This is a genomic window from Myxococcus eversor, from assembly GCF_010894455.1.
Classification (GTDB): domain Bacteria; phylum Myxococcota; class Myxococcia; order Myxococcales; family Myxococcaceae; genus Myxococcus; species Myxococcus eversor.
Genome location: NZ_JAAIXY010000032.1, coordinates 22,792 through 39,517, shown reverse-complemented (window position 1 = coordinate 39,517; position 16,726 = coordinate 22,792). Strand labels below are relative to the sequence as shown.

Here is a 16,726-nt window from a genome sequence, read left to right as displayed (position 1 = left end):
GCTCACTCGGGGCCGCGCGACGTTGGTGCCAGCAACTCAGTGCGGCGCAGGCACGGGGCCGTTGCTCGCCGGCCGCTGTCCACGCGTCCTCGGCTCTGGCACCTCACGCGAGCCCTGGCTCGCCGCGCGCTCCAGCGTCGACTCCGTGAAGATGCTCAAGCCCAGCTCCGGCCTGTAGCCGTGCACCTCCTTCACGTCGAGCTTCCTCATGAACTCCACGATGCCGGGACTCACCTCCTGCCCCGGCACCAGGATGGGGAACCCTGGCGGATACGGCACCACGAAACGCGTGGACACCAGCGGACGCCCTGACTCCAGCGCCTTGCCTGCTTCCGCCAACGTCACGTACTCGCAGTTCTCCTCGCGGTAGGCCATGAAGAACGCGCTCCGGATATCACCCTCCCCCACTCCCCCCGACGGCTGGAACGCGGGATGGAAGCCACTGAAGTCCGGCAGCGGCGGCAGCTCCTCGGTGATGGCCCGCACCTTCCCATCGAACAGCCGCCGCTCCGCCTCCGTCGCCTGCGACAGCATCGACTCCAGCCGCTCCACCTCGTGCCGCAGCCCATCCAACAGGAACGACAGCGAACCCCACGTGACGCCAATCGTCGCGTTCATCAACACCGTGTTGATGGACGTGTGGTTCACCTGGATGCCCAGACGCTCCATCAGCACCTTGCTCCGGAACTCGAAGCCGTTGCGCCCCGTCAGCGCCGTGAAGAGCGTCAGACGCGTCGGGTCCAGCACGAACTCGTCCTGGCTCCACGCCCGCGTCATGTCGTCCACCCCCGCCGAGCCCGGCCCCACGTAGCGATTCAGCCCCGATTTGCGGAAGACCTCCGGAACCATCTGCTCCGCGTCCAGGATTCGCAAATAACGGTGCAGCAACGGGTCTTCCCGCACGCGCTCCCGCATCCGCATCGCGAGTTGGTACGCCTCCTTCACCATCGCGAAGCCCTCCAGGTCCACCTGCCGCCGCGCCAGGTCCAACGACGCCACGATTTGATGGTTCGGAGACGTGGTGAGGTGCGTGAAGTACGCCTCCGTGAGCGGCGCCGCCGCGCGCCGCTCGAAATCCTCGTCCCAGACATGCAACATGGACCCCTGCCGGAACGCCGACAGCGACTTGTGCGTGGACTGCGTCGAATACACCCGCACCCGCACCTTGTCCGGGTCCGCCATCAACCGGTCCTCGAGCGCTCGCCCTCCCGACGCCGGGTCCGCATCCCCCCGGCGCGCCCGCCACGCGCGGTACTCCTCGCGGTATTCCCGGCTGCGCAGCCGCTCCGCCAGTCGCTTCGCCGCGGTCATCGCCGTGCGCTGCCGAGCCAACGGCATGAACGTGGCGTAAGCGAACCACGCCTCATCCCAGAGGAACGACAGGTCCGGCTTGATGGCCAGCAGTTCCTCCATCACCCGCTCCGGGTGATACACGAGCCCGTCGAACGTGCAGTTGGTCAGCACCACCAGCTTCACCTTGTCCAACCGCCCCGACGACTTCAGCTCCAGCAGCTTCGCCTTCAGCGTGCTGAGCGCCACGCCGCCGTACATCGCGTACTCGCGCACCGGATACGCATCCAGGTACACCGGATGCGCCCCCGCCAGTACCAGCCCGTAGTGGTGGGACTTGTGGCAGTTGCGGTCGATGAGCACCACGTCGCCCGGCTCGAGCAACGTCTGGTGGACGATCTTGTTCGCCGTCGACGTGCCGTTGGTGATGAAGAAGGTGCGCTGCGCGCCGAACGTCCGCGCCGCCTTCTCCTGCGCTTCCTTGATGGAGCCCGTCGGCTCCAGCAGCGAGTCCAGCCCACCCGCCGTGGAAGACGACTCCGCCATGAAGAGGTTGGGGCCGTAGAACTCCCCCATGTCCCGCAGCCAGCGCGAGTTGAAGACGGAGTGGCCCCGCGCAATCGGCAGCGCGTGGAAGTTGCCGATGGGCCGCGAGGCATAGTGTTTGAGCGCATCGAAGAACGGCGTCCGGTACCGCTCACGCACGCCATCCACCACGGTGACGTTCAGCTCGTGCGCGGACTCGTACCGGTAGAAGACGCGGTCGAAGAGGCGATCGGTTTGCAACTCCCGCCCCACCAGCGACTCGTCCGTGACGAGATAGAGATTGAGATGCGGGCGCAGCCTCCGCACCCAGCGCGCCACCACGACGCTCGCCGCCTCGCCCCGCTGCTCCGCCTCCGCGAGCATGGGCTCCAACGTGGAGCGCAGCTGCTTCACCGGCGAGCGCGAGCGCAGCGGCAGGTCCTGCCGCACCACGCAGACCTGCACGTCGTCATTGACGAGCACCGCCACCAGCGCGTCCTCCACCGAGCGGACCTGGAGCAGCTCGTAGATGAACTGCTTCTCCCCGCGCTGCGCCTCCACCATCCCTTGATGGACCCGCGCGAAGTCCTCCGGCGCCATGTCATCCACCACCAGCGTGGTGAAGTAGTGCGAGCCCTCCGGCCCCACCTCCCCCATCGCCCCAGAGCGCACGCCATCCACTTCCGGCAGCAGACAGGCGCGGTCCCTGTGCAGACTCAACAGCCCCGCCAGGCGGCGCACCTCGTCGGCCAGCGCCTCCACGTCGTGCCGGCGAGCCATCTCCGCCAGGCGCAGCAGCCGCGCCTCGCCCGGAAATACGAAGAGCCGTTCAATGGGGTGCACCTCCGCGAAGAGCGACAGCAACTGCTCCACGTGCTCGGGCGCGACCTTCCCCTCCGCATGACGCGCCTCCAGCCGGCTCATCTCCTCCCGCAGCCGGTTCCACACGTCCAGACGGACCTGCTCCGGATTCAAGACCGCGGACAGCAGATGTGCTTGGACACTGGACTCCAGCGAGGTCATGGGCTCCGCCATGGCTCTCCACCCTTTCGTCGACGAGCACTGGCGGAGCGCCGTGCGACACGACGTCGGACAAGGTAGCCGTCACACTTCCACGGCCAAGCCTGCACGGCGGGGAGGGGCCGCATCCCCATGCATGGCTTCATGGGCGCGGGGGCTCTCCTGCTCGGGCGCCCTCGTCATTGCAACGGAGCCTCCGAGTCCTCACTCCTCAACCACCGAAGCCGGGCGCCTTGTGTCCGCTCGTGAGCGCCCTCGTCCTTGGGAGGAGATGACATGAAGCTCGCACGCCATGGTCGCAGAAGCTGGTTGCTCTCCACGTGGCTCCTGGCACTCGCTGGCCCCGGCCTCGCATTCGGCGCGAGCCCCAAGACGGCCACGAAGCCGTCGACCGCCGCGACCTCGGCCGCTCGCCCCTCCCCGGGAGACGAGGCCATGCCCACGGAGACGGAGATTCAACAGGCGCTCCAGAAAGCCCACCAGGCATTCCGAGGCACCAAGGAAGGCAAGAACGCGGACTACATCCCGTACCTCGCCACGGTGAACCCCAACCTCTTCGGGCTCGCGCTCGTCACGGTGGAGGGGAAGGTCTACACGGTGGGCGACGCCACCTCCACCTTCCCCATCGAATCCCTCTCCAAGCCCTTCACCCTGGCGCGGCTGATGGAAGAGGTGGGCGCCAAGCGGGTCGAGGACAAGATTGGCGTGGATGCCACCGGGCAACCCTTCAACTCCATCGTCGCGATTGAGATGAACAAGGACCACCGCGCCGGCAATCCGCTGGTCAACGCGGGCGCCATCACCTCGGTGAGCATGATTCCGGCGGCTTCGTCCGAGGACCGCTGGAAGAAGATCAGCGACAACTTCAACGACTTCGCGGGCGCGGACCTCCCGGTGAATGAAGAGGTCTACAAGTCGGAGACGGCGACCAACACGCGCAACCAGTCCATCTCCGCGCTGCTGGACTCCTACAAGGTGCTGGGCTCCCCCCGGGAACAGGCGCTCGACCTCTACACGCGCCAGTGCTCGGTCAGCGTCACGGCCACGCAGCTGGCCACCATGGGCGCCACGCTGGCCAACGGCGGCGTCAATCCCATCACCGGCAAGAAGGTCATCAGCCCGGATACGGCGCGCCGCACGCTCGCGCTGATGGCGACCAACGGCCTCTACGAGAACACGGGCGAGTGGCTTTATCAGGCGGGCGTCCCCGCCAAGAGCGGCGTGGGCGGTGGCATCGTCGCCGTCGTGCCCGGTCGCTATGCCATCGCCGCCTTCTCTCCGCCGCTCGACAAGGCGGGCAACAGCGTGCGCTCGCAGCGCGCCATCAGCCAGGTCGTCAACTCGCTGGGAGACAATCTCTACGCCGCCACTCCTGGCACGGGCAGCCAGCAGGGCACCGGCGGCGCGGGGCGCGACATGAAGCAGAAGAATCCCCCGTCGCCGTAGACAGGTACCTCGGCCGCTCCACACCAAGGGCCCCTCCACCCCGGTTCGGAGGGGCCCGCGACCAGGCTCCAAAGCAAGGCTTCAGCCCCCCGCGGATTCACGGCCTCCCTCCCGCGAGAACGAGGCCGCTGTCCGTCAATCATCGCCGACGTGTCCCACGCGTCCGCTCCGAGATAGCCCGCGAGCCGGGAGGCTGGCACCCCACTTCAGCATGCCCAGAGTGCCGCACGGGTCCGTGTGCGAGCACACGCGGGCAGCGCTCGTTCGGGGGAGCAGGGTATGCGTTGGATGCGAGTGGCGGCGGTCATCGCCGCGATGGGCAGCGGACTTCTCATGCCGGCCGTGGGCCACGCGCAGGACGACGACAAGGACGACAAGGACGACGACAAGGGCGACAAGGACGACGACAAGAAGCCCACGCTCACGGGCGGCTTCGACGAGAAGAACGGCTTCCATCTCCAGTCGGAGGATGGGAACTACCTGCTCGGCATCGGGCTGCAGGCCGGCTACAAGTTCGAGCCTGTCTTCCTGGATGGCGAGGCGGAGTCGCGCACGGCCTTCTCGTTCCTCCGGCCCATCCTCCGCGGAAACATCTACCGGCCGTGGATCCGCTTCTGGACGTCGCTGGAGCTGGCGGACCCACCGCTGTACCTGCTCGACTCGCTGGTGGAGATCCAACCCATCGACGCGGTGGGCATCCGCGCGGGTCAGCAGTACACACCCTTGAGCCGGCACGAGTCCTGGGGACCGCAGCAGATCCTCTTCCCCGAGTTCGCCACCGTCGCCAACTACTACTGGACCGGCCGTGACAAGGGCGCGACGATTTTCGGGACGATGGAGCACCTGGAGTACTACGCGGGCATCTACGGCGGCTCGCCGCTGCGCTCCATCCGCTCCGAGCCCGGCAAGTTCCAGTTCAACGCGCGGGCGACGTTCTCCCCCATGGGCAAGCCCGGCTACGGCGAGCTGCCCTACATCATGTCGGGGGACAAGGAGCCGCCTCCGCTCAACGTCTCGTTCACCTTGCAGGGCGCGGGGGGCGACGTGATGCAGGTGAAGGAGAACTTCAACCCGGAGGCCGGCGTCTTCCAAATCCTGAGGACCGGCGAACGGCGCTTCATCACCGGCGGCGTGGACCTCTTCATCCAGGCGCGCAGGTTCAGCTTCTTCGGCGAGGCGTACCTCAGCCGGATGGACCCGCGGGACTCCCCCGCGCGCAACTTCTCCAGCTTCGGCGCGTGGGTTCAGGCCGACTATGTCTTCTACAAGAAGGTTCTCGATGCGGGCGTGCGTCTGAGCTACCTCAACCCGAGCTTCGACCTGGATGATGACCTGCTCTACATCGCGGAGGCGCAGCTCGCCTGGTTCGTCAACGCGCCGCACCTGGCCTTCAAGCTGCGCTACCAGATTGCCCACCAGCAGACCGCCGCGGGCGCGGAGGCCGCCTCCGTCGTCATCGCCAAGGACGCGGGCACCTCGCAGCTCATCACCCTGCAGCTCAACCTGGCGTTCTAGCGCCTCCCACGCTGGGCATGGACACCTGCTTTGCGTTATCCCTGCGACTGGCAAGGAGACGCGAAGCCATGCAGCCCATCGACCACGCGCAGCTCTCGCGGCTGGACCTGAATCTACTGGTGGCGTTCGACGCCCTCATGCGCGAGCGCCATGTCACCCGGGCCGCCCACCGCATCGGCCTGGGCCAGCCCGCGATGAGCCACCACCTGGCCCGGCTGCGCGAGTTGCTCGGCGATGAGCTCTTCACGCGCGCCCCCACGGGAATCACCCCCACGCCTCACGCCCAGGCGCTCGCGGAGCCCGTGCGCACCGCGCTCGCGTGTCTCCAAGGCGTGCTCACCCAGCGCCCCTTCAACCCCGCCACGCAGGAGCGCCACTTCCGCGTGAGCCTGTCGGACGGGCTGGAGTCCGCGCTGATGCCGCCATTCCTCGCGCTCATCGCCGAGGAGGCGCCCGGCGTCACCCTCTCCCTCTCGCCGCTCCAGGAAGCCCAGGGCCTGGCGATGCTGGATGACGGCTCGCTCGACTTGCTGGTGGGCCCGCCCCTGGAGCAGGCCCCGCATCACAAGCTGCGGCTGTTCTGCGCCGGGGGATACCTCGTGGTGTTCGACCCGAGCGCCGTGCGAGTGGATACGCCGCTGTCCCTGGAGGATTTCCTCTCCATTCCCCATGTCCGCGTGTCGCGACGCGCGGATTCCAGCGACGCGGTGGATGACGCGCTCGCGCGGCTTCGTCTGCGCCGCCGCGTGGCCGTGCAGACGACCCATGCGCTCAGCGTGCCGCACCTCTTGCGCGGCGCTCGGCTGCTCGGCCTGCTTCCCCGGCGCTCGGCCCTGGCGAGCGCGAAGGCCTTTGGCTTGAGCGTGAGTCCTCCGCCCCTGGCCTTGAGCGCGGACAGCATCGCGATGCGCTGGCATGCCTCGCGAGACTCCGACCCGGGCCACATCTGGCTGCGCGAGGCGATGTTCCAGGCGGCGGCGTCGAGCGGCGAGGACGGAGCATTCACCCGCGTGGCGGCGAGGACGCCCCCGCCGCCCAAGCGCTCCCGTCAGAAGGTCGCGATGGGGTTGACGGGCGAGCCCGTCCCGCCCTCGACGGCCAGGGGCGCGATGCTCAGGAGGAAGTCGTAGCGTCCACGGGCCGTGGCCACCTTCGCCAGGGCCTCCAGGTCCGCGTTGTCGATGACGTGGACGCCCAGCGTGTTGATGAGCAGCAGGTGCACGGGAATCAGGAGGCCCTCCACGCCCGAGGGCAACACGTCCAGCCCGACATCCGTCGCGACGACGGCGACACCGCGCGCGGCGAGCCACTCCACGCTGGACACATGCAGCCCCGGTGAGTGCGAGGACACGTCCCACGCGCCCACCGCCGCGCGGCGGGCCCAACGCCCCGTGCGGACGATGACGGCATCTCCGCTCGTCACCTTCACCTTCGTCTTGCGCTCCCACGCCTCCAGGTCCGCCGCGTGGATGGGCGCCCCCGGCTCCAGGTAGGGCACGCCCTTGAACGCCGCCATGTCGATGAGCACCCCGCGCGTGGTGAGCCCGTCGCGCACCGTGTTCACCGACAGCACCGAGCAGCCCTTCGCGTCGACCTTCGACTGCGCGTAGCCGTTGTACGTCCGGCCCTCGTCGAAGACGTGGCAGAGCGCGTCCAGGTGCGTGTGGGACCAGCCGTGGAAGCCGAGGGCCAGCCGGTCCGCGCTGTACGTGGACTCGGGCGCCTCTCCATGGAAGAGCATCTGGTGCTCCAGCGGTGACGGGACGTCCGCGGCCTGTCGCGTCTCCAGCGTGTGCGCCAGTGAGACGGACACGCCCTCGCGCACCAGCCTCGCGGCCTCCTTGCGCTTGGCCGGAGTGATGAGGTTCGCGGTGCCGAGCTGATCCTCCGGGCCCCAGCGTCCCCAGTTGCGATGTTGCGTCTTCCACGTCTGGATGGCCTCGGGGCTCGACAGTCCCCGCGAGACGGGCGTGCTCGGCGGCGGCGTGGCGACCGCGACACCGGTCCACCCCACGCTCGCGAGGAGGACCAGGACCTGGATGGATTTCTGGAACATGACGCTCTCCGTTGCGGGCCTCCCCGAGGGCGGGAAGGCAGCCTCGCCCTCCTCGCGGTGCGGGAGCGGCGGCGCCACGTACGTAGCGACGGGGGGCGCGAGGGCCCAATCGAGCCCGTCGATGACGGTCATCGACGCACGTGCCGGGCGGGCTGTAACCCTCCGCGCTACAGGCCGACGGGATTTGTAGCCTTCCAGACCACGCCTTGTGTCCGTGGGCGGTGATGACCCTGGGACCGGGTGTGGCGGCACACCCACTGCATTGTGAGAAATCGCCACACGGCCGGGAGCAACCCACCACGACCGTGCGCTCCGTTGAGCGGGGGGGCCCGGGGGGGACGGAGTGGGGGGACGCGGGGCCCGGCCGGTCAACTTCCAGGCCGGGCCTCCGCGGCGGCTTTTCCCGCATGCCTGGCGGGCAGGCGGAGATGGATGAGCGGAACGTCGTGTCGCGCGGCCATGGTATCTTGAGGCTCATGTCTGCTTCCGACCGGGCCCGCAACACCACCCCCTTGCCTCCAGACGTGCAGAACGATTCGCTCTGGAAGGTCGACGCCCGGGACTCAGGAGACGAAGCGCTGCACGTGACGCTGCCCTATGAGCAGGGCCGCCGCGCGTATGACGCCTCCACCGTGCGCCGCTTCCGCCTGACGGTGGTGGAGGGCACCAACTCCGGCAGCACGTGGGAGTCCACGGCGGACACCTGCTCGGTGGGCTCGCATCCGCTCAACGACTTCGCGGTGGATGACTCCACCGTGTCCCGCTTCCACTGCGAGATTCGAATCGGCGCCAAGGGACCTCAGGTGAGGGACTTGGACAGCCTCAACGGCGTCATCCTGGATGGAGTCCAGGTGATGGAGGGCGTGCTGCGCAGCGGCTCGCTCTTGCGGTTGGGCCGCGTGGTGCTGCGCTTCGACTTCAGCGCGGAGAACAACCGGCTGCCCGTGTCGGAGAGCACGCGCTTCGGCACGCTGGTGGGTGCCTCGGTGGCCATGCGCGTGTGCTTCGCGATGATGGAGCGCGCGGCCTCTCGCGACGTCACCGTGCTGCTGGAGGGCGAGACGGGCACGGGCAAGAGCCAGGCGGCGCAGGCCATCCACGACGCGGGCCGCCGCAAGGACGGGCCCTTCCTCGTCGTGGACTGCGGCGCCATCCCCGCGCACCTGTTGGAGAGCGAGCTGTTCGGCCACGAGAAGGGCGCCTTCACCGGCGCCGTCCAGCGTCGCGCCGGCGTCTTCGAGGAGGCCATTGGCGGCACCGTCTTCCTCGACGAGATTGGCGAGCTGCCCGCGGAGCTGCAGCCCAAGCTCTTGCGCGTGCTGGAGAACCGCGAGATTCGCCGCGTCGGCAGCAACACGTACCAGCCGGTGGACGTGCGGCTGATGGCGGCCACGCACCGTGACTTGCGCGCGGAGGTCAACGCGGGGCGATTCCGCTCGGACCTCTTCTTCCGGCTCGCGGTGCTGCGCATTCCCCTGCCCCCGCTGCGCCAGCGTCCGGAGGACCTGCCCCTGTTGGTGGAGGGCATCCTCGGCTCGCTGGGCGCGGAGCGGGAGCGCACCGCGTCCTTGCGCACGCCGGACTTCCTGGCGCGCCTGCGCTACGCGGCGTGGCCGGGCAACGTGCGCGAGCTGCGCAACTACCTGGAGCGGTGCCTCGTCTTCGAGGAGGCCGTGGAGCTGACCGAGGACGAGTCTCGCTCGGGCAACCCCATGGAGGTGGACCCCAGCCTCCCCTACGCGGACCAGCGCCGCCGCGCGGTGGACGACTTCGAGCGGCGCTACCTGCGCGCGCTGCTGGAGAAGCACCAGGGCAAGGTGGCCCAGGCCGCCGTCACCGCGGGCATGGACCGCGTCCACCTCTACCGACTGCTGCGCCGCCACGGCATCAAGCCGTGAAGGTCAGCGTCGACCGGTGACGCGGGACCAGATGGCTCCGCCGCCCGGCAACGGCGCGGCGTGAAAGCCCGACTCCAAACCCCTCAGCGCGGCCGCGGTGGCCACCAGCCCCGTGTCCAGGGAGTCCGCCACCCAGCCGGGAAGGTGCAGCAGGCTGCCCCCGGCGCTCGCCCGTCCCTCGGAGGCGGGCAGCCGGTCCACGTGCACGGTGATGGCCAGCTCCACGGGCCCATCCGCCGCGTCACGAGCGCCCTCCAGCAGTGACAGCGCCGCGGCCAGCACCCGCTCGCGCACCGCGCGCTCGGAGACGGCGTCGTCGGGAAGGAGCGCCAGCGCCATGAGGCAGCCGCTCCCCTCCAGCCGCACCTCCAGCCCCGCCTCCCGAGCCACCGCGCCGGTCCGCTCCAGCAGGCCATCCATGCGCTCCAGGAGCGACGCATCGGCGGCACCCGACAGCCGCGCCTCCGCGTAGAGCGCCACCGCGTGGCCCTGGGCCTCGCGCGGCTTCACGCCCCCCACCGCGCGACGAAGGTCCTCCAGCAGCACGACGACGTCCGGGTAGCGGTCCTCGCGATTCTTGGCGAGGCAGCGCAGCACCACGTCATCCAGCGCCGCGGGCACGGGGGCTCGCTCACCGGGCCGGGGCGGCGGCGCGTGCAGGTGCTGCTCTTCTACTTCGTGCCGCGTGGCGCCCTGGAAGGGAGGCTGTCCGGTGACGAGCTGGAACAGCAGCACACCCAGCGCGTACAGGTCGGTGCGGGCATCGGGCGCCTCGCCTCGAATCTGCTCCGGCGCCATGGACAGTGGAGTGCCCAGCGCGACGCCGGTATGGGTGAGTGACGAGGCGCCCGGCGAGTCCGGCGTCAGTCCCTTCGCCACGCCGAAGTCCACCAGCTTCACCAGGAGGGCCTCGCTGCTCCCGGACAGCTTCATCACGTTCTGCGCCTTCAAGTCCCGGTGCACCACGCCCGCGGCATGGGCCACCCGCAGCGCGGCGCCCACCTGCTCCAGCACCTCCAGCGCCTCGCGTGAGGACAGCGGGCCCCGCGCCACCAGCTCCGCCGCCAGGTCCCTGCCCTCCAGCCACTCCATGGCGATGAAGGGCCTGCCATCCGGAAGCTCGCCGTAGTCGTGCACGCCGACGATGTGTGGATGACTCAGCCGCTGGAGCGTGGCCGCCTCACGTCGGAAGCGGCGCAGCGCGGTGTCCGTCGTCAACGCCGACGACTGGAGGACCTTCAGCGCGGAGGCGCCTCCGCCTCCGACGTCACGAGCACGGTAGAGGGTGGAGACGGGGCCGCGGTAGTGGACACGCTCCACCACCCAACGGCCCACCAGGGCTCCTGGCCGCAGCTCCTCGCCATAGAGCGACTCCACGCCTCCCGTCGTCATCGACTAGCGCTCCTTGCCCGGTCGAATCGTGCGAGTGCACAGCCCGTCCGGGCTCTGCGCGGCCATCCCGTCCTTCTTGGCCCGGGTCCGCGAGCTCACCGGACCGCAGGGGTCATGCAGGAACGTCGTCACGGGCTCCGTCCAGAGCAGGCCATGGATGTCCTCGCACTCCTCGTAGTCACCATCGCCGCGCACCATGGGGCCGTCGTCCACGGCGCACTTGCCCGCCTCGTTCGCGGTGTCCCAGCACGGCCCCGCCACGGTGGCCGCGCAGTTGGCGCCGGAGCCAGGCAGCGCGCAGACGCGGTACGTGGAGTAGGCCGAGCCGTTGCCCCAGGACGGGTCATAACAGGAGTACATCTTCCGGTAGATGGCGCCCTTGATGACGGCGTCGTCGCCCTTCACGACGAAGCGAGAGGGCTCACCATTTCCCCCGCGGATCTCCTCCACGTACACCTTGGTGGCCAGCGCCTCCGGTTCGAAGATGTTGCCGTAGAAGGCGCCCTCGCGAACCGCGAAGACCTGCTTCTCCGACAGCGCGTACCTCGACCTCAAGGTGTCCAACACCGCCACGGTCGCCACCCCGACCTCGTCGGAGTCCCACGCCGCGGTCATCACGCTGTAGTAGCCCCCTGCCGGGCACGTGAAGGAGACGATGGGGTCCGAGCCAGAGCAGCTTCCGTCACCCTCGCCCAGGTTGGTGGAACCGCTCGAATCGCAGCCGACGACGCCCGAGCAGACGCGCAGCACCATCTGCGCACCCGAGCTGGACCCCACCGAGGGTCCGGGGCATGAAGCGGCGCCGCCCGCCCCCACCGACACCGGAGTGCCGGGAACACAGGTGCCGATGCCGTCGGCCGTCCATCCACAGTCGCGCTGCGCGCCGGTGGTCTGCTCGGAACAGGGGCCGAAGCTGACGAGCTTGCTGGCCGTGCTCGGCTCGTACTCGGCGGGCTTCGTCACGGGCTCCAGGTAGAAGATGCTCGCGTCGCCCGGCACCTCACCGCGGATGGACAGCTCCACGCGACGGCCCAGCGCGTTGTTGCGCGACAGGAGACACCCCGAGACGCGGTTGAGGCACGCCTCCGAGGGCGCCGAGTTGAGCCAGCTCGTGCACAGTCCCGCCTTGCCACCCCAGACTCGGGGGCCGGGAGTAGGACCTCGCGGGTTGTAGTACCAGAGCACCTGGTTGGGCCCCAGCGCACAGCTCACCAGGTACTCCATGAACTTCTGCGCGTCGGGGTCATGCAGTTGCTTGAGGATGCGCGGGTCTCCACCCGCCGCGCTGAAGAGGGCCGTCAGCCTCGACGTCGCCAACAACCCGTTCGCCACGGGGTTGGTGCCAATGGCGTTGAGGACGAGCGCGTCCGTGGACAGGGAGTTGGCGATGCGAATCTCCGCCTGGCTCTCGCCCACCTCGGCCTCCGGAAGGCTGGAGGGCACACCTTCGCCCCCAACACAGCCGGCCAGGACCACGAACAGCACGGACACGATTCCCGACGGGGGGCGACGGACAGTGACACCCATGGACGCTCCTCCAGTGAACAACACGCAATCAGCGAAATACCCCCTCACAGAAGCACGCCCCAGGCCAGCCCGCCGCCGGTCACCTTGCCGCCCTGAGAGCCCGCCCTGACGGGTCGTCCGCTGTGGCGGGGAGAGTCACACGGCGGAGCGTTTTTGTAGCGCCACGCGCTACACCCGCCGCGCCACGTCCTGGAGGACCGTCAGGCGGGGGCGCCACAGGGGAGCGGCCGACACGGCGCTCTCCGCCTGGGCCAGCCAGGCGAGCCCCTCGGCCAACCTGCGGGCGGCGAAGGCCGAGTGCGCGGCCTGGAGCAGCAGCTCCGCCTTCTCGTCGGGGGAGGCCAGCTCCCGCGCCTCGGCTTCCAGGGCGTGCCAGGCCTTGGCCTCGTGCTCGCCCGCACCGGCCTTGGCCTCGCGCACCTGGAGCTCCACGAGCCGGCGCATGACGGCGGTGGGAGGCAGGGAGGCCGGGGGGCAGTGGGACTCAATCCAGCGAAGCTGCCGGGACGCTTCGTCCAAATCTCCGAGCGCGGCGCCGATGCGCGCGAGCAGCAAGGCATCCAGGGGCACCGGATGATCCAGGAAGAAGCGCACTCCCAGCTCGTGCGCGCGACGCGCCAGGGGCAGCGCCTCTTCCAGCCGCCCCTGCATGTAGAGCACCTCCGCGAGGTTGAAGGTGGACCAGCGCTCCACCTGGGCATGGCCCAGCTCGCGCCCCAGTCCCATGGCGCGACGCAGGTCTTCCTCCATCCGCGCCACGTCCCCCTGCCCCAGCCACAGCAGCACGCGATTGATGAGGGTGGCGGCCAGGTGCAGCGAGTCGCCAGCGGCCTCGCAGCGACTCACGGCCTCCTCGAAGCGAGCGGAGGCCTCCTCCGTGCGCTGAAGGAAGGTCAACGCGGAGCCCAGCATCGCCAGGGCCACCACCAGCGTCTCGTGCTCGCGAGCCCCTTCAGCGCCCTCGACGACGGAGGCGAGGATGCGCGCCGCCGAGCCCCACTCTCCCTGGCGCACGTGCAGCCGCCCCCGAGCCAGCGAGCAGCGCAGCGACAGGCGCGGGTCGTCAAGCCGCTCGATTCGCTCCAGCGCCTCGCGCGCGCACGCCGTCGAGCCGTCCACGTCCTCCATCCAATCGCGCGCGGTGGCCTCCTCCAGCAGCAGGTCCACGGGCAGGGACTTGTCGCCACGGCCTTCGGCCAGGGCGCGCGCGGCGGTCAGGTCTCCAATGCCTTCATGGAAGCGCTGGAGCCGGTGCCGCACGCGTCCGCGGCCCGCCAGCGCGAGCGCCCGTCGCGCGCTGTCCTCCTCCGGCAGCAGCGAGAGCGCGCGGGTGTAGTGCTGCTCCGCTTCCACGGATTGATGGGCGCGGCGTGCCTCCTCGGCCAGCACGAAGAAGGCGATGGCGGCCTCCTCGTGCGCGCCACAAGCGGCGGCATGGTGGGCGCGACGGCGGCGCTCGGCGGGTGACGTGCCTGGAGTGGCCAGACGCGCGGCGGCATGCAGCGTGCGGCGCGTCGCGGGAGGGAGGAGCGCCTCGAGCGCCTCGCGCAGCAACGGATGGCGGAAGGCGAAGCGGCCCAGGCCCATGGGGCGCAGCAGGCCCGCGCGCACCAGTCGCTGCAGCCCGGCGCCCGCGTCCAGCGCGGTGGCCACGCCGACCAACTCCTCGCGAGGCTCCAGGTGTCGCAGGGCCGCGTCCACGCGAGCGACATCCAGCTCGGAGCCCAGCACCGCGCACAGGCGCGCCAGCACGCCGTGGGCATCGGGCAGTCCCGCGAGCACGCGCGTGGCGAGCCGCTGGAAGAGAGGCGTCACCGAGACGTCCAGCAGCGCATCCGGGGCGATGTACCAACCTCCGCCGGGCGAGGCGCGCAGCGCGCCGGCGGTCCGCAGCGCCACGGCCAGTTCCACCAGCGACAGGGGCACGCCCTGGGCCAGTTGCTCCAGACGCGCCAACACGGGCTCGGGGATGTGCTCGGCGGGACGAAGCAGGTGCTGAAGCAGCGCGCGGCTCGCGTCGGGAGGCAGTGGAGGAAGGACGTGTCGCGACGCGTGTTCGCTGCGCTCGCCCAGGTGGGGACGCAAGCCCAAGAGCGCGGGACGCGCCACCACGCAGACCCATAGCGGAGCGCCCGCGCCCGCCAGCGTGGCCACCTCCAGCGCGTCCAGGCTGGTGGGGTCGGCCAGGTGGGCGTCATCCAGCAACAGCACGCGAGGCGTCTCCCGCGCGCGATGTCGGAGCGCCTCCGCGAGCCACCGCGCGGCGGCGTGGCGCGCGTCGGCGAGGGGAATGGGCCCGGAGCGCGGAATCTCGGGGAGCGGCGACGCGCCCTCGCCGACGGAGGCTCGCAGCGCGTCCAGCAGGGCCTCCGGCGCGGAGACATCCGGAGCCGCCGCGCGCAGGCGGAAGACCTGGGCACGCCCCGCGGCCTCCAGTCGCATCGCGAGCGCCTCGATGACTCGCGACTTGCCCTGACCCACGTCACCGGTGAGGACCGAGAAGCCGGGCACGCCCTGCGCGAGACAGCGCGTGGCCTCGTGCTCCAGCAGGTCGACCAGCGACTCGCGCCCCACCAGCGGAGGCGGCTCCGACACGGAGCTGGACATGCCCCGGTCCAACAGCCGGAGTCGTCCACCCGTGGACAGTGAAGCGACGGGCGGCGCGGGGGCACTCACGGCCTCGGTGGCACCGGGCTCCAGTCGCGCCGCCGCGGAGGCGGTGACCCGCGTCTCGCCTGGCACCCACTCCACGGGCCACCAGTCGCCCGGCGCATCGAGAGCGGGGCCCGCGAGGCGCAGCGTGGACGTCCCCGCGAAGACATGCAGCTCCGCGAGGTGGAGGACGGCCGAGGACTCCCCCGCTTCCACCAGTCGGCGCGCGGAGAGCGCACCCGCGCGAACGTTCGCCTCGGCGGTGAGCGACTCGGCGAAGGCGAGGACATAGCCGCCGCGCCTCACGCGCGCGACGACGCCTCCTTGGGGCTCGATGGCGGCCAGCACCGCGTCGACGGACAGCGAGGACTCGAGCCCCAGCAGGGCCACGTGTCGCGGACCCGAGCTCGTGAGAGGAGTCGCCGCGACGCTGGGGACGTCGACGGGCGGGACGATGCTCGTGGAGACGGCGACGTGGCACGCGGCATCGAAGGCGGCGAGCACGTCGGGTGCGCGGGCGAAGCGCTCCGTGGGGGCCTTGGCCAGACAGGTGCGGAGCACCTCATCGAGCGCGGGCGGCACCGCGAAACGCTCGGAGACCCGGGGCGGCCGCAGGCTGACGTGGCCGTGGCGGATCTGCTCGGGACTCCCGACGAAGGGCGGCGCGCCGGTGAGCAACTCGAAGAGGAGGACGCCGAGCGAGTAGATGTCGGCCGACGTGCTGGCGAGCCGGGCGTCGAGACATTGCTCCGGAGACATGTAGAGCGGCGTGCCCAACCGCTGCCCCGCGGGCGTCACGCCTGGAGGCAGGTCGTCCTCTGCGTCATCCCCCTCGACGTCATAGAAACGCGCGAGGCCCAGGTCGAGGAGGCTGAGCGTGCCTCCCTCGCGCAAGAAGACATTCTCCGGCTTGAGGTCGCGATGCGCGACGCCCACCGAATGCGTCCGCTCCAGCGCCGCGCACAGGCCTCGGAGCATCTCCCGGACGTGGGGCAGCGACGCCGCGCCCGCGCCAGGCAGCGCCGCCATCCACGCGGCGAGCGTCTGCCCGTGCAGGTGCTCCATCACCAGGAAGGGACGTCCGCGCACCACGCCATGCTCGAGCAGCTCCGGCACGGTGGGAGGCCCCACGCGGCGAAGCGCGGTGGCCTCGCGCGCGAAGCGCTCTTGATGCGGCCCATGTCCCAGCTTCAGGGCCACCTCGCGCCCGTCCGAGTCCCGATACGCGGTGAAGACCTGCGAGAAGCCTCCGCTGCCCAGCGGCGCGGCGACGCGCACGCCAGGAATGTCCGCGAGTGACAGGCCTTCGCTGGAAGGACCGCCAGGGGCTCGCGAACCGTGCACGGGACAGGCCGCGCCCGGCGAAAGGCGGCGGTGGCAGTTCGGACAGCGCATCGGTGGAACG

At 70.3% G+C, this 16,726-nt stretch carries 9 protein-coding genes; 4 read left to right on the top strand and 5 right to left on the bottom strand.

Annotated features, from left to right (window positions below; translation table 11 throughout):
- Positions 1-36: 36 nt before the first annotated feature.
- On the bottom strand, positions 37-2,850 hold the full coding sequence (locus G4D83_RS42350) for an aminotransferase class I/II-fold pyridoxal phosphate-dependent enzyme (RefSeq protein WP_205522851.1): 2,814 nt from the start codon (positions 2,848-2,850) through the stop codon (positions 37-39).
- A 261-nt stretch (positions 2,851-3,111) separates the two neighbouring features.
- On the opposite strand from G4D83_RS42350, the gene glsA reads away from it, so the two are divergent.
- The 3 genes from glsA to G4D83_RS42335 all read left to right on the top strand — a co-directional run bounded on the left by glsA (position 3,112) and on the right by G4D83_RS42335 (position 6,926).
- Positions 3,112-4,281 carry a glutaminase A gene (gene glsA, locus G4D83_RS42345; protein ID WP_163870643.1) on the top strand — a complete coding sequence of 390 codons (1,170 nt, stop codon included), beginning with the start codon at positions 3,112-3,114 and terminating at the stop codon, positions 4,279-4,281.
- A 279-nt stretch (positions 4,282-4,560) separates the two neighbouring features.
- On the top strand, positions 4,561-5,796 hold the full coding sequence (locus G4D83_RS42340) for a porin (protein WP_163870642.1): 1,236 nt from the start codon (positions 4,561-4,563) through the stop codon (positions 5,794-5,796).
- 68 nt (positions 5,797-5,864) lie between these two features.
- Positions 5,865-6,926: a LysR family transcriptional regulator gene (locus G4D83_RS42335; RefSeq protein ID WP_163870641.1), complete on the top strand. Its 1,062-nt coding sequence runs from the start codon at positions 5,865-5,867 to the stop codon at positions 6,924-6,926.
- Here the strand turns inward: G4D83_RS42335 and G4D83_RS42330 are convergent.
- Complete coding sequence (locus G4D83_RS42330) at positions 6,845-7,852, bottom strand: cyclase family protein (RefSeq protein ID WP_163870640.1); 1,008 nt, start codon at positions 7,850-7,852, stop codon at positions 6,845-6,847. The genes G4D83_RS42335 and G4D83_RS42330 overlap by 82 nt on opposite strands.
- A 476-nt stretch (positions 7,853-8,328) precedes the next feature.
- On the opposite strand from G4D83_RS42330, the gene G4D83_RS42325 reads away from it, so the two are divergent.
- A complete protein-coding gene (locus G4D83_RS42325; RefSeq protein ID WP_163870639.1) occupies positions 8,329-9,750 on the top strand; it encodes a sigma 54-interacting transcriptional regulator in 1,422 nt (473 codons plus the stop codon).
- Between the two features lie 3 nt (positions 9,751-9,753).
- On the opposite strand, the gene G4D83_RS42320 is transcribed toward G4D83_RS42325, so the two are convergent.
- The 3 genes from G4D83_RS42320 to G4D83_RS42310 form a co-directional block, all read right to left on the bottom strand.
- Positions 9,754-11,142, bottom strand: coding sequence for a serine/threonine-protein kinase (locus tag G4D83_RS42320; protein WP_163870638.1), 1,389 nt, complete (start codon positions 11,140-11,142; stop codon positions 9,754-9,756).
- A gap of 3 nt (positions 11,143-11,145) precedes the next feature.
- Positions 11,146-12,669 carry a hypothetical protein gene (locus G4D83_RS42315; RefSeq protein WP_176437660.1) on the bottom strand — a complete coding sequence of 508 codons (1,524 nt, stop codon included), beginning with the start codon at positions 12,667-12,669 and terminating at the stop codon, positions 11,146-11,148.
- Positions 12,670-12,837: 168 nt separating this feature from the next.
- Positions 12,838-16,716 carry a serine/threonine-protein kinase gene (locus tag G4D83_RS42310; protein ID WP_163870637.1) on the bottom strand — a complete coding sequence of 1,293 codons (3,879 nt, stop codon included), beginning with the start codon at positions 16,714-16,716 and terminating at the stop codon, positions 12,838-12,840.
- Between the last annotated feature and the right edge of the window lie 10 nt (positions 16,717-16,726).

Excerpts from the sequence above, each read along its gene's own strand:
- G4D83_RS42315 (WP_176437660.1), bottom strand. The coding sequence starts at position 12,669 with ATGGGTGTCACTGTCCGTCGCCCCCCGTCGGGAATCGTGTCCGTGCTG.
- G4D83_RS42325 (WP_163870639.1), top strand. The coding sequence starts at position 8,329 with ATGTCTGCTTCCGACCGGGCCCGCAACACCACCCCCTTGCCTCCAGAC.
- G4D83_RS42320 (WP_163870638.1), bottom strand. The coding sequence starts at position 11,142 with ATGACGACGGGAGGCGTGGAGTCGCTCTATGGCGAGGAGCTGCGGCCA.
- G4D83_RS42330 (WP_163870640.1), bottom strand. The coding sequence starts at position 7,852 with ATGTTCCAGAAATCCATCCAGGTCCTGGTCCTCCTCGCGAGCGTGGGG.
- G4D83_RS42350 (WP_205522851.1), bottom strand. The coding sequence starts at position 2,850 with ATGGCGGAGCCCATGACCTCGCTGGAGTCCAGTGTCCAAGCACATCTG.
- glsA (WP_163870643.1), top strand. The coding sequence starts at position 3,112 with ATGAAGCTCGCACGCCATGGTCGCAGAAGCTGGTTGCTCTCCACGTGG.
- G4D83_RS42340 (WP_163870642.1), top strand. The coding sequence starts at position 4,561 with ATGCGTTGGATGCGAGTGGCGGCGGTCATCGCCGCGATGGGCAGCGGA.
- G4D83_RS42335 (WP_163870641.1), top strand. The coding sequence starts at position 5,865 with ATGCAGCCCATCGACCACGCGCAGCTCTCGCGGCTGGACCTGAATCTA.
- G4D83_RS42310 (WP_163870637.1), bottom strand. The coding sequence starts at position 16,716 with ATGCGCTGTCCGAACTGCCACCGCCGCCTTTCGCCGGGCGCGGCCTGT.